Source organism: Mycetocola sp. Y444 (assembly GCF_059445295.1).
The window spans coordinates 383,607-396,474 of the sequence record NZ_JCAIUB010000001.1; the positions used below are offsets into that span (position 1 = coordinate 383,607).

At 65.2% G+C, this 12,868-nt stretch carries 13 protein-coding genes; 7 read left to right on the top strand and 6 right to left on the bottom strand.

Annotated features, from left to right (window positions below):
- Positions 1-38: 38 nt before the first annotated feature.
- Positions 39-1,364, bottom strand: a complete 1,326-nt coding sequence (locus AC1C2M_RS01805; RefSeq protein WP_495435045.1) for a hypothetical protein — start codon at positions 1,362-1,364, stop codon at positions 39-41.
- Positions 1,365-1,466: 102 nt separating this feature from the next.
- A complete protein-coding gene (locus tag AC1C2M_RS01810) occupies positions 1,467-2,702 on the bottom strand; it encodes a winged helix-turn-helix domain-containing protein (RefSeq protein ID WP_483404650.1) in 1,236 nt (411 codons plus the stop codon).
- A gap of 76 nt (positions 2,703-2,778) precedes the next feature.
- Between AC1C2M_RS01810 and AC1C2M_RS01815 the strand changes: the two genes are divergently transcribed.
- Together AC1C2M_RS01815 and ilvA are read left to right on the top strand one after the other, a co-directional pair.
- Positions 2,779-4,176: an AI-2E family transporter gene (locus AC1C2M_RS01815; protein WP_495435046.1), complete on the top strand. Its 1,398-nt coding sequence runs from the start codon at positions 2,779-2,781 to the stop codon at positions 4,174-4,176.
- Positions 4,169-5,410 (top strand): threonine ammonia-lyase, encoded by a 1,242-nt coding sequence (ilvA, locus tag AC1C2M_RS01820; RefSeq protein WP_495434416.1) that lies wholly within the window; start codon positions 4,169-4,171, stop codon positions 5,408-5,410. The genes AC1C2M_RS01815 and ilvA overlap by 8 nt, the downstream gene beginning before the upstream one ends.
- 64 nt (positions 5,411-5,474) lie before the next feature.
- Here the strand turns inward: ilvA and greA are convergent, their stop codons facing one another.
- Positions 5,475-5,966: a transcription elongation factor GreA gene (greA, locus tag AC1C2M_RS01825; protein ID WP_108391536.1), complete on the bottom strand. Its 492-nt coding sequence runs from the start codon at positions 5,964-5,966 to the stop codon at positions 5,475-5,477.
- A gap of 82 nt (positions 5,967-6,048) precedes the next feature.
- Entirely contained in the window at positions 6,049-6,465 is a 417-nt protein-coding gene (locus AC1C2M_RS01830) for a DUF4307 domain-containing protein (protein ID WP_495435047.1), read from the bottom strand.
- 118 nt (positions 6,466-6,583) lie between these two features.
- On the opposite strand from AC1C2M_RS01830, the gene mca reads away from it, so the two are divergent.
- Complete coding sequence (mca, locus tag AC1C2M_RS01835) at positions 6,584-7,450, top strand: mycothiol conjugate amidase Mca (protein ID WP_483404646.1); 867 nt, start codon at positions 6,584-6,586, stop codon at positions 7,448-7,450.
- Positions 7,447-7,782 carry a hypothetical protein gene (locus tag AC1C2M_RS01840; RefSeq protein ID WP_495435048.1) on the top strand — a complete coding sequence of 112 codons (336 nt, stop codon included), beginning with the start codon at positions 7,447-7,449 and terminating at the stop codon, positions 7,780-7,782. Before mca ends, AC1C2M_RS01840 begins: the two co-directional genes overlap by 4 nt.
- Here the strand turns inward: AC1C2M_RS01840 and AC1C2M_RS01845 are convergent.
- The gene (locus AC1C2M_RS01845) at positions 7,779-9,356 is read right to left on the bottom strand and encodes an FAD-dependent monooxygenase (RefSeq protein ID WP_495435678.1); all 1,578 of its coding nucleotides are present in this window, start codon (positions 9,354-9,356) and stop codon (positions 7,779-7,781) included. The two genes, AC1C2M_RS01840 and AC1C2M_RS01845, sit on opposite strands and share 4 nt — an antisense overlap.
- 110 nt (positions 9,357-9,466) lie before the next feature.
- On the opposite strand from AC1C2M_RS01845, the gene AC1C2M_RS01850 reads away from it, so the two are divergent.
- Positions 9,467-9,919, top strand: coding sequence for a nitroreductase family deazaflavin-dependent oxidoreductase (locus AC1C2M_RS01850; RefSeq protein WP_495435049.1), 453 nt, complete (start codon positions 9,467-9,469; stop codon positions 9,917-9,919).
- 44 nt (positions 9,920-9,963) lie between these two features.
- On the opposite strand, the gene trhA is transcribed toward AC1C2M_RS01850, so the two are convergent.
- Positions 9,964-10,770 (bottom strand): PAQR family membrane homeostasis protein TrhA, encoded by an 807-nt coding sequence (trhA, locus tag AC1C2M_RS01855; protein ID WP_495435050.1) that lies wholly within the window; start codon positions 10,768-10,770, stop codon positions 9,964-9,966.
- A 61-nt stretch (positions 10,771-10,831) separates the two neighbouring features.
- On the opposite strand from trhA, the gene AC1C2M_RS01860 reads away from it, so the two are divergent.
- On the top strand, positions 10,832-11,617 hold the full coding sequence (locus AC1C2M_RS01860) for an isoprenyl transferase (protein WP_483404642.1): 786 nt from the start codon (positions 10,832-10,834) through the stop codon (positions 11,615-11,617).
- Between the two features lie 9 nt (positions 11,618-11,626).
- Positions 11,627-12,748 carry an aminotransferase class V-fold PLP-dependent enzyme gene (locus AC1C2M_RS01865; protein WP_495434418.1) on the top strand — a complete coding sequence of 374 codons (1,122 nt, stop codon included), beginning with the start codon at positions 11,627-11,629 and terminating at the stop codon, positions 12,746-12,748.
- Positions 12,749-12,868: the final 120 nt, after the last annotated feature.

Sequence of the window (12,868 nt, forward strand, 5' to 3'; positions counted from 1 at the left end):
CCTTTCGGCTCGCCCCGTCTTTCTTTTGGTGCTATCGGTTAGTAGACATCCTCGATTTTGACGTCGTCTCCGTCGATGACGATGCTGCCGTTGATCGCCCAGTCGTCCCACGGGTAAACGTAGGTGCCCTGGCCGCCCGGGTAGGACAGTTCGCCGTTTGCTGTTCCGGTGACCTTGCCCTGCTTGGCGGTGAAGTACGCGCCGGACTCATCGACCGTGACCACCGGGTACTTGTCGACCTTGTATGAGAAGGTCGGCTCACCGCTGAAGTCGAAGTAGTACAGGCTGCGAAGGCCGCAGTTCTCCGGGTTCGGAACGGTCTGTGTCGCGCAGGTGTCGAGGTAGGCGTTGACCTGCTCCTGGACCGCGGCGGTCAGTTCTTCCGTCGGCGTGAGCTCGAGGTCGATCGAGTCGTAGGACGCCTTCGAACCTGTGGCAGCGACGAAGGTCTGCGCCTCGGCCTCGAAGAAGCTGCTCTCCGGAGCCCCGATCTCGTATGCGGCCGGGTAGGCGAGAAGTTCGTAGTTCTTACCGAAGCTGACGTCGGTGCCGTTGACCGACACCATCTCGCCCTCGTTGGTGTAGACGAAGACGGAGGCCAGCAGTGGCTTGTCGATGGTCCACTTGTCGAAGAAGAGACCCTGCTTGCCGTCCTTGCTGAGCTGCACGATTCCGTCATAGGCGGTGCCGTCGACGCTGTAGCTGACCTCGACGTCCGCAGAGTCGCCCCGGGTGCTGACGTCCACAATCTTCGGGTTCTTCATCAGCGCCTTCGACTCCTTGAGGATGTCGTCGGAGAGAAGGGCTGCTGCGTCCTTCTTGACACCGGGGTCGACGAGCTTGTTTGCGGTCGATGCCTTGCCCTGGCTGATCGCCGTCAGGTAGCTCTTGACGGTCGCCTCTGGGCCGTACTGGCTCTTGTTCACCATGTTGATCACAACGATCGCGATGACGAGCAGAAGAACCAGTGCGCCGGCGATGGCGCTGAAGAGGATGATCTTCTTCTTCTTCTTGGGGTCAGCCGGTGGGCGAGGGCTGCTCTGGGGGAAGGATCCTCCACCCTGTCCGCCGTACGCACCGGGCTGGGGGAACCCGCCCTGGCCAGCGCCCTGTCCATAGGGTTGCTGCGGTGCGGACGCGTTCGGGTCTCCCTGGCCGTATGGCGGTGTAGCCCCCGCTGGTGTCGATGCCGGCTGACCCGGAGCCTGGCCGTACGCGTTCTGTGCGTAGTTCTGGCCCTGCGAGTACGCCTGGTCCGAGGGGTTGGCTCCCGTGCCATCCGTTGGCTGCTGTGGCGCATTAGGGGTATTCCCGTTCGGCACCGAGCTGTCGCCCCCGTGAGAATCTGGTGTCTTGTCATCCATGACCATTGGGAAAGTGCTGCCTTTCGTCGGAGTGTGATCGAAGCAAACCTAACACCAGTGCGGATGGCCCCGTGGCCGCTTCAGCCGCGAAAACACGCCAAATTATGGGGAGTTGTCCCCATCTGGCCCGACAGGTACGCGCAGTGCGCTGGCGAGACCCCCAGATAGGGTGCCACGCCCCGTGACGGTGACCTGCTCGGCACCCTGCCAGCGGGCAGTTTCGGTGATCAGCGCGGCCAGGCGGTCAGCGGTGTCTGGCGGTGCGCCGGGTTCGAGCCAGGCCGCTTGAACGCGAAGCGTCTTCGACTGGCGGTCGTTCTTGAGATCGACCCGGGCGGCGATGGTGTCGTCGAGGAGGACAGGAAGCACGTAATAGCCGTGGACGCGCTTGTGCCTGGGGGTGTAGATCTCGATCCGGTAATGGAACCCGAACAGTCGCTCGGCCCGCGGCCGTGCCCAGACCACCGGGTCGAAGGGAGAGAGCAGGGCATCCGCTGAGATCGACCGCGGGCGGCGTGCCGCACTCGCGAGCCAGGCCGGTCGCGGCCGGGCGCCGCGCATCCAGCCCGGGACCGTGACGGGGACCAGATCGCCCGCATCCTCGAGTTCGGCGACCGCTGTCTTCGCATCGGCGAGAGGCAGCCGGAAATAGTCGGCGATATCGTCCAGGGTTCCGACGCCATGGGCGGTGGCCCCCTTCCTCACGAGCTCACGGATAGCGTCGCCGCGACTGACGTCACGGTTGAGGATGCTCTGGGGCAGGATTTGTGAGGCGAGCGCGTACCGCCGCTCGAATCCGGATCGGCCGGCCGACACTATCTCGCCCCAGCGGAACAGTGTTTCGAGCCCGATTTTCACGTCAGACCAGCCCCACCACGGACCGGTTCGCCGGTTCGCGTCGTGCTCGATCTCACTCGCCGCGAGCGGCCCCTTGTCCGCCAACTCGCAGCGGAGCCACTCGAGGAACGGCCCGTTGGCATTCGCCCAGCTGTCGGGATCTGCCATGCTCCGCTCTCGAAAAGCGTCCATCCGCCAGCGGAACAGGGGCCAGGAATCCACGGGCATCACTGTCGCCTCGTGACCCCAGTACTCGATGTAGCGCCCCGGCCGAAAAGTGAGCCGATCGAGGGCCTGTTTGTCGTACGCACCGAGCCGCGCGAACACCGGAAGGTAGTGGCTGCGTTCGAAGACGTTGACGGAGTCGATCTGGAGAACCTCCGCGCGCTCGATCACGGCGTTCAGCTGGCGCGTGCCGACGGTAGCGGGCCGCGGACGCCCGAACCCCTGTGCGGCGAGAGCGATCCGGCGGGCAAGAGAGGGTGAGAGCGAGTCAGTCATCGGCACGAGGTTAGCGGTTAGCGCAGACAGCTGTCGCATTCTCCACACGGAAAGCCGAGCGGCATAGACTGATCCGGTGGCCAGGTCGACGGAGGAATCGTGGTGGGGGCGAGTGTTCTCACGGGTATCCCGAGCGCCCGCGGAGAGCGTCGCCGAGCCGGTGGCCGAGCGCGTTGCGGACTCTGCCGTTAGTCCCGCCGGCGGGCAGGCAACTGCCCCGCAGGACCAAACGTCGCTGGTCCTGACGGACGCGCTCGATACAGACAACACCGACAATAACGACGTCCCTCGCCCGGTCCGGATAGCGGCCGCATGGGCGTGGCGCTTCCTCGTGATCGCTGCGGCCATCGCTGTGGTTGTCCTCGTCGTCATCCAGCTGCGGCTCATCGTCATTCCACTTTTCATCGCGGTCATCGTCGCGGCCCTGCTCAGCCCGCTCATCACCTTCCTCGTTCGCCATCGGTGGCCACGCGGCCTCGCGATCGCGACGGCTATCCTCGGGGCGATAGCCGTTGTCGGCGGGTTGCTCTGGCTGGCCATCTGGCAGATCACGCGAGATTTCAGCGAGGTACGGACCCGCTCTGTCGAGTCGTTCAACGACCTGCGGACCGCGCTCCTTCAGTCTCCGTTCGGCATCACCGAGACCCAGCTCAACGACCTGATCTCGGATGTCACGCGAAGCGTGCAAGAGGACGGCAGCGCCCTGTGGAGTGGGGCGCTTTCGATCGGTACGACGCTCGGCCACGGCGTCGCTGGGTTGTTCCTCGCCCTGTTCTGCCTGCTTTTCGTGCTCATCGACGGCGACGGTATCTGGCGGTGGATCGTACGGCTCGGGCCGAAGAAGGCGAGACCGGCGATCGACGGCGCAGGCCGGGCGGGCTGGTCCACCCTCACGAACTACGCACGGACGCAGATCCTCGTCGCATCGATTGACGCTTTCGGAATCGGTCTCGGCGCAGCGATCCTCGGCGTGCCCCTCGCCATTCCCATCGCCGTGCTTGTCTTCCTCGGCTCGTTCGTCCCGATCGTCGGTGCCGTGATCACCGGGACGATTGCCGCGTTCATCGCGCTCGTCTACAACGGCTGGGTGATCGCGCTCATCATGATCGGCGTGGTCCTGCTCGTGCAACAGCTCGAGGGGCACGTGCTCCAGCCGCTCCTCATGGGCGCCGCTGTCAAGGTCCACCCACTCGGCGTTGTCCTCGTCGTCGCCGCCGGCAGCTTCCTTGCCGGCATCCCCGGCGCCCTTTTCGCGGTTCCGCTTGCCGCCATGATCAACGTGATGACGCGATACATCTCCTCGGGCGCGTGGCGAATCACCCCTGGCACGCCACTGGTCTTCAGTGATGTGCTCTGGCAGACCGTCCCTGCCGCCCGCCGGATACGCAAACCGCGCGCCGGCCGCGTCCCACTCTCTCCAGCCCCTTCGCCGCACAACACGACAGACACAGACAAGGTCGACCCGGATGCCTGAAACCTCCCTCGCTGGTCCAACACTCGAACAGCTGGAGGCGGCCAGGCAGCTCGTCAGCCGGGTCGCCGACCAGACACCGATGGAGAGTTCCCGATACCTCGCTGAGTTGCTCGGGGCTCCGGTCTATCTCAAATGCGAGAACCTCCAGAGGACCGGGTCATACAAGATCCGCGGAGCGTATAACCGGATGGCGCAGCTCTCCGATGAGGAGAAGGCCAGGGGAGTGGTCGCGGCTTCCGCGGGCAACCACGCGCAGGGCGTCGCCTTCGCCGCGCGGGAACTCGGGATCGCCGCGACGATCTTCATGCCCGTTGGGGTTCCACTGCCCAAGCTGCAGGCGACCAAAAGCTACGGGGCCGAGGTCGTCCTCCGGGGCCACACCGTCGCTGAACCGCTGCTCGCTGCGGCCGAATACGCCGTCGAAACCGGCGCGGTCTTCATCCCGCCGTACGACCACATCGACGTCATCACCGGGCAGGGCACGCTCGGCCTCGAAATCTACGACGAAACCCCCGACGTGCAGACGGTGATCGTTCCAATCGGCGGAGGTGGCCTCATCTCCGGCGTCGCCGCTGCGGTCAAGCAGCGCGCTGCGGCCGAGGGCAGGACGGTCCGCGTGATCGGAGTGCAGGCAGCGAACGCCTCTGCCTATCCCGCTTCGCTCGAGGCCGGCTACCCCGTCGACGTGGCAATCATGCCGACCATCGCAGACGGCATCGCCGTCGGCCGACCCGGCATCCTCAACTTCGACCTCATCCGCGAACTCGTCGACGAGATCGTGACGGTCAGCGAAGACGACATGGCCAAGGCCCTGCTCGTGCTTCTCGAACGGGCCAAGCTCGTTGTCGAGCCCGCTGGTGCAGCGGGTGTCGCGGCCATCCTCGCCGGAAAGGTGGCACCGGAGGGACCAACTGTCGTCGTGCTCTCCGGCGGCAACATCGACCCGCTGCTGATGCAGAGCGTCATCAGCCACGGCCTCGCGGCATCCGATCGCTACCTGACGCTTCGGATCCCGCTGCCCGACCGTCCTGGCCAGCTGGCGCGCACCTCCGAGCTCGTGGCACAGGCCAATGCGAACGTCATCGAGGTCCTCCACACACGCCACGGCCACGGCCTGAAGATCGGCGAGGTTGAACTCGAACTCAGTGTCGAGACCAGGGGGCCCGAGCATCGCGACCTCGTCGTGGAGACGCTCCGCGCCGCGGGATACGACCCGCACATCGTCGAGGACTAAAAACGAACAACGCGCCCGGCCGACGAATCGGACGGGCGCGTTGTGATGTCGCTGACGGCTGGATTCAGCCGGTGTAGGTCTCGACCTTGAGGATTGTGACTGAGATTTCCTTACCATTCGGTGCGGCGTACGTGGTCGATTCACCGATCTTCATGCCGAGGATCGCGCTGCCGAGCGGGCTCTGCTCACTGTAGACATCGACATCGGAGTCCGCGGCGATCTCGCGGTTGCCGAGCAGGAAGACCTCTTCGCCGCCGGCGACGGTCGCCGTGATGACGGTTCCTGATTCGACGACACCGTGGCTCGTCGGCGCTTCGGACACCGTGGCGTCGCGCAGCAGCTGGGTCAGGGTACGGATTCGGGCCTCCTGCTTGCCCTGCTCATCTTTCGCGGCGTGGTAGCCGCCGTTTTCCTTGAGGTCGCCTTCTTCGCGAGCCGATTCGATCTTCTTGGCGATCTCTTCGCGTCCGACCGACGACAGCTCTGCGAGTTCAGCGGCGAGTCGATCGTAAGCTTCCTGTGTCAGGAAGGTGACCTGCGTCGTCTCTGCAGCCATGGGAAACTCCTCACTAAAAACGGACGCCCTGACGTGTGAGTCAGGGCGAATCATTCACCCGCGTTGCGGGTATCAGGAGAGCTTAGGCCAGCCAGCAGCGATAAATCAAACCCGTATTCGCCAGCTCCGTGGTTCTCAACCCCTCGGTGAGGGTCCTGGTCCGCATCTCGGACGGCGGCACTTCGATAATCTTCCAGCCGACGACGGCGAAGCGTTCATTGAGGGCCTGAACGGCGCAGTACGTCGTCGATTCGGGCTCGACTGTCAGCTGGAACGTCACCTCGACCGAGGTGTCGGAGACCACCGAGTGTGCAACATCCCTGGTCTCCATTGAGGAACCCGCCGCGTCGAGGCTTGCCCACGTGACCCAGGCGACGAGGACGACGGCAAATGCCGCAGCGACAGCGATGCCAAGTCTCTTCTCGCGCTGGTGGTTACCGGGTGATCGGCCGTATCGTTCCGCGAGGACGTCGGGCTCTCGTGAACTGTCCGAAACCATCAATCCTCTTCTGCGCAACCGTTTAGTCTGTAGGTACAAGGATATCGTCTCCCGCGTGACAAACGACCGGGCACGGACCTTGCCATTACCCCACCAACTACAAGAAGCAGGCGACACAGTGACTCTCCGGCTCCTGTCGGTCCATGCCCACCCGGACGACGAGTCCAGCAAGGGTGCCGCGACGACCGCGTACTACCGCTCTCGAGGTGTCGACGTTCTCGTCGTCAGCTGCACAGGGGGCGAGCGTGGCGACATCCTCAACGACGCTCTCCCGGATCGCCCACACGCCGAGCGCGACATCGCGGGACTCCGCCGGCGGGAGATGGCCGAGGCCGCACGAATTCTCGATGTCGAGCATCGCTGGCTCGGCTACGTCGACTCGGGAATGCCCAACGACGACGGAAGCCTGCCGGTGAACTCCTTCGCTTCGGTGCCGCTGGAGATCTCGGCCGAGGCCCTCGTGAGGATCGTTCGACGGTTCAAGCCGCACGTCATGGTGACCTACGACGAAAATGGCGGTTACCCGCATCCGGATCACATTCGCAGCCACCAGATCGCCGTCGCGGCTTTCGAGGCTGCGTCTGACGGCGAGGCATACCCCGACGCCGGTGAGCCCTGGCAGGTATCGAAGCTCTATTACGACCAGGTATTCAACTACCAGCGGTTGAAGGCCAACGCAGACACTCTGCTGTCTGAGGACCCCGAGTCGCCACTCGCCGCGCAACTCGAGGAGATGCTGTCGTGGCGGAAAGACAGGCCCGACCGCGCGACGACGCACGTTCCCGCCGGTGATTTCTTCGAGGTGCGCGATGCGGCGCTCCGGGCCCACGCGAGCCAGGTGGCACCGGATTCGAGTTTCTTCTTCTGGTCGAATGACCTGCAGAGGCGTTCCTGGCCGTTTGAAGACTTTGAGCTGGCCCGAAGCACCGTGCCGACCGACGACAACGAGAGCGACCTGTTCGCCGGAATCGAGGACACTGAATGAATGCCGTTCTGAACGTAATGACGGATGCCGCGTGGCGCCTGGCCACGACGCCGTCACCGTCGCCGTCAGGGGTCGACGCGAACGATGTCACCCCGGGCGTGTGGGGGTTTGTGGTCACGTTCCTCATCGCCGGCGCGGTCGTGGCTCTCATCTTCGACATGCAGCGTCGTGTCCGCCGGGTCAACTACAAGGCGGAGATCGACGAAAGGCTGCAGGAAGAACTCGCAGCGCAGTCCGGGCGCCCGACCGCGCCAGGACAGCCGGCGGCACCCCGCCAGCAGGACGGCCCTTTGGACCCCGACGACACGACGGGCGATACCGCGCGCCGCTAGGTCAACCGCTGTCCCGCACGGGCGGTCAGTGCGTCGGAGTCGACACCCCAGCTGCGTAGTTTTCTCCGGAACTGCTGTGCCGCGCCAGCGACGTCTCTGACCCCGGCATCCGCCGCCACGAACCCGTCTGGACGAACCAGGTAAAGGCGGCCGGGTTTCAGCGCGGTGGCGCCGACGGTCGAGAAGGTGTGCAGCTCGAGCGGCAGGAGTCGGGCGAATCGCACGAGGGCCCTGGCATCGGCCGGCCCGTAGCTGTGCACCTGCCAGTCGGCAGACCTGAGCACGCCGAAATTCGATCCCGTCCACGGCAGCCGTCTGCCCACGACGGCATCCCGCCGACCGTTTGCCGCTCGTCGCTCATTGTCGCTCATCCAGTAGTGGATCCTGATCTGGGAAACGTAACCGAACAGTCGCGACGCCACCGGCAGACGCGGCACCACCCGGGCAATGAGGGGAACGATACGTCGCGCGCCGACCCTCCGCAGCAGCACAAGTGGGCCGCTCGCACTCGTCACCGCGCCGAAAACACGATCGGTGGTCGCGGTGAGGTGCTTCGCCACCGGGCGGCGCTCGGCCTCGTAACGCTCGAGGTAACGTTCATCCGCTGTGCCCGACAGCACATCGACGAGCTTGAGTGCGAGGTTGTGCGCGTCCTGGAGTCCGGTGTTCATGCCCTGCGCGCCGACGGGGGAGTGCACGTGCCCCGCGTCGCCGGCCAGGAACACGGCTCCGTCCCTGAACCTGGCTGCCACCCGGTGGTGCACACGGTACGTCGCAAACCATGTCGATGTTCCGTAGTCGACGCTGAAGACGTCTCGCATTTTTGCGCGGGCAGCGACTTCGGTGACGTCGCTCGAGCCGGTCCGGTCCGCGAGCCGGACGGTTCCCAGGAGCCGGTAGTGGCCCCCGGATGCCATCGGAAACGCGAGGAGGAACGCGTCGGTGCCGAATCGAATGCTCACGGTCTGGTTCCGGAGGCCCGTGACGTCGTGGGCGTCTGCAACGTAGAAGATGTGCTCGTTCGTCACCCCGTAGAACGGGATGCCGCGGAGCCTGCGAACGGCGGATGATCCGCCGTCAGCCCCGACGACGTACCGCGCCCGGATCCGGCTGATCCCCGCGGGGCCAGCGACCGTGGCGACGCAGCCACCAGCCGGGTGGTCTGCGAGAGCGGTGAGTTCGGTGAGCCAGCGCACCGATCCGCCGAATCTCCCCAGGCTTTCGACGAGCGCGCGCTCGGTCTTCGACTGCTCGAGCACGAAGATGCCGGGGAATGGGGTGAGGCCTGTGCCCAGTTGGGCGAGCGGGACAGGTGCGTATGACCGGGACTCAAACCCGGGGGCAATGTGTGTCGCTCTGAACGCATCGGCGAGGATCGCTTCCACCACGCCGAGCTGGTCGTAGATCTCCATGGTTCGCGCCTGTACGCCGAGGGCCCGTGACTCGAGCGTAGGTCCCGCCTTGCCATCGAGAGTGACCACACCGACACCGGACTTCTGCAACCAGTTGGCGAGCATCAGCCCGGTCGGACCGGCACCGACGACGAGGACGTCGGTTTCTTCGTGGTTCGACATCTCATCCACGGCACCATGCTAGGCACAACCGGTTGAGGAGTGCACTGCCAGAATCGGTGGCTAAGCTGTGGCGGGGCGCACGAGCGTCCACGCAGCGCAACGGAGAAAACATGCCGCTCGCCGGAGAATATGCACCGTCGACGTCCGAATTCGCCCGCAAACAGGCCGAGGTCTACGAGCAGTCGGGTGGAACAGAGGGCACGATGCTCCACGGGCGACCTGTCGTGATTCTGACCACCGTCGGGGCGCGCTCGGGAAAGCTCCGGAAGACGGCGCTCATGCGGGTGGAGCACGACGGCGACTACGCGGTCGTCGCCTCCCTCGGTGGTGCGCCGAAGCATCCGGTCTGGTACTTCAACATTCTGGCCCAGCCACACGTGGAACTGCAGGACGGTCCGGAGAAGCACGACTACCTGGCTCGCGAGGTCACCGGCGAGGAGAAGCGCGTGTGGTGGGAACGAGCCGTTGAGGCCTTCCCGAACTACGCCGGCTACCAGGAAAAGACCGACAGGGAGATCCCGGTTTTCGTGCTCGAGCGAATGACGGACGACACCGCGTCCTGACCCGGGCCCGCTGCGCCGGACCCTCTGCGCCGGACCTTCTGGCGTCAGCCGGCGTTGTAGACGGGGTTTACCGCGAGCAGCATGATGCCGGTCCAGTGGCAGAGGAACGCGAGAACCGTGCAGACGTGGAAGATCTCGTGGAAGCCGAAGTGCCCGGGTACCGGGTTCGGCTTCTTGAGGGCATAAACGATCGCGCCGCCCGTGTAGAGGAGTCCACCGACGATGATGAGTGTCATTGTCACCGGGTTCGCCTCGAAGATGTCGACCAGGAACATCACCGCGGCCCAGCCCAGCGCGATGTAGAGCATGACGTACAGCCAGCGGGGCGCGTGGATCCAGAAGACCCGGAACCCGATGCCGACGAGCGCCCCCGACCACACGAGGAGCAGGAGAAGGTTGCCTTTCTCGGGCGGAAGCGCGAGTGTCGCAATCGGTGTGTAGCTGCCGGCTATGAGCAGGAAGATGTTCGCGTGGTCCATGCGCTTGAGCAGGATGCGGGCGCGGGGCGACCAGTTGAGCCGGTGATACAGGGCGCTGACGCCGAAGAGCAGGAATGACGTCAACGCAAACACAGCTGTGCTCAGTTTGGCCGGAGTGCCGTGCGCGAGTGTCACGAGCACGATGCCTGCGATGACGGTGATCGGTGTCGTCGCTGCGTGGATCCAGCCGCGCCACGTCGGTTTGACCTCTGCCTCCGTCGGTACCGAGGCATCGATGACCGGGATGTTTGGCAGGTCAGGTCCACGGGCCTCGTCGGCGCTGACCGCGGCATCTGACGCTGTGTGTGGGTGCCGAAGCGCGTCTGCCGTGTCGGAGACACCGTCGGGGCGCGCGGCCTCTTTGTCGGACATAGAACACAGGATACAAGTCAGTGAGATCGGCCCGTGACGCAAAGTGCACTAACGTAACTGTGTGACGAAGAGTGGGACGAAGCCTGGTTCCGGCTTTCTTTACAACCTGTACCAGAAGCGACTGCGCCGCGGTTTGAACGGTGCGGTGCTGCCGCACCACGTGGCGATGATCATCGACGGCAACCGGCGCTGGGCCAGGCAGCTCGGTTACGAGACCGCAGCGCACGGGCACAGGGCCGGCGCGGCGAAGATGCGCGAGTTCCTCGAGTGGTGCGATGACCTCGGGGTCGAGATGGTCACCCTGTACCTGCTGTCGAGCGATAACCTCACGTCGCGGTCGACCGACGAACTGCACGACCTCGTGGAGATCATCGCGGACCTGGCCGAGGAACTCTCGCACTACCGGGACTGGCGGGTCAAGCACGTCGGATCCACCGATGGACTTCCCGAGCCGCTCGTTGCGACCCTGACCGCGGCCGAGGCCCGCACCGCCAAGAAGGGCGGGCTGCACATCAACCTGGCCGTCGGGTACGGGGGCCGCACCGAGATCGTGGATGCCATGCGAAGCATCGTTGAGGCGCATTCCCGCAAGGGCGGCAACCTGGAGACCCTCGCCGAGCTGTTGACTCCCGATTTGATCGGCCAGCACCTGTACACCGGTGGGCAGCCGGATCCCGACCTCGTGATCCGCACGTCGGGGGAGCAGCGGCTCAGCGATTTCATGCTCTGGCAGAGCGCACACAGTGAGTTCTACTTCGTCGAGGCCCTCGGACCGGACCTCCGGGAAGTGGACTTCCTTCGCGCGGTTCGCGACTACTCCCGACGTCAACGCCGGTACGGCGGGTAAGGATCGCACGTGGCGCCCCTCAGTGATTTTCTCGACGGCTTCGACTCGGAACCTGGCTACCTCGACTACGCGAGGGTGGGACCGCTCGCTCGCGCCGTGCAGGCCGAACAACGGATCTCGATCGACGCGCTCGCGCGCGCACGGTTCGGCGGTCTCGACGCCTTCGGCGCGCAGGACGAACGCATGCGCAACGCCGTCGCCTCGCTCACCGGATTCGAGCCATCCCACATCGTTGCGCAGCCGAATACCAGCATGGGTCTCATGCACACGATGTTCGGCATGACCGGCGGTGTGCTTGTCTCGCCGGCAGACTTCCCCAGCGTGACTTTCGCCGCGGTTCGCGCCGCCGAATCGATGCACGTCCTCACCCCGACGTGGCTCGAGACCGACGGTGGCCGGGTGACGCCGCACGCAATCAAGGAACAGCTGACGCCGAGCATCACAGCTGTCGCGGTGAGCCTCGTCGACCCGCGCACCGGCTACCTCGCGGATATCGACGGCATCCGCCAGGTGATCGGTGACCGCCTTCTCGTGGTTGATGCCATCCAGGGCTTCACCGTGGTCGACGCGCCGTTCGAGGTTGCCGACGTTGTGGTGTCCGGTGGGCAGAAATGGGCGAGGGCGGGGTGGGGCACCGGCTTCCTCGCGCTCAGCGACAGCGCACTCGAGCACCTCGTTCCCGTGATGAGCGGATACACCGGCACAGACGAAGACCTGCCGTGGGACTCGGTGCCGCCGCCGAGCTCCGGCGCCGGCGCCTACTCGGTGACCAACCCGGATCCGGCCGCGCAGGCGAGGTTCGCCGCTTCTCTCGAGCAGGTGGCATCCGTTGGTGTCTCCGCGATCTCGGATGCCGTGTCGCAGCGGGTCAGCGAGGTGATCGAGATCGCCGACGAGTTCGGGATCGCCATCGCGTCGTCGCGTGCCGAGAACGAACGCGCGGGCATCGTGGTCCTCGACCCTCCCGATGATCAGGTGAGTCTTCTCGTCGCCTCCCTGCACAACCACGGCGTCACGGCGACGGCTCGCCAGAACCGGATCAGGCTGTCGATCCACGCCGGGACGAGCGATGACACCCTCGGAATGCTGCGCGACTCGCTCGTCTCGTATCAAACGGCTGTCGCGTACTGAGCCCGGGGCATCCCGAACTGGGGGAATTGTTTACCTGCCCGCAATCCAGGCTCTGCGTGTCGCGTTGTTCAGGGCAGTCGGGCAGTCGTAACGTCTCAGTTATCAGGTACCGCACCTGAT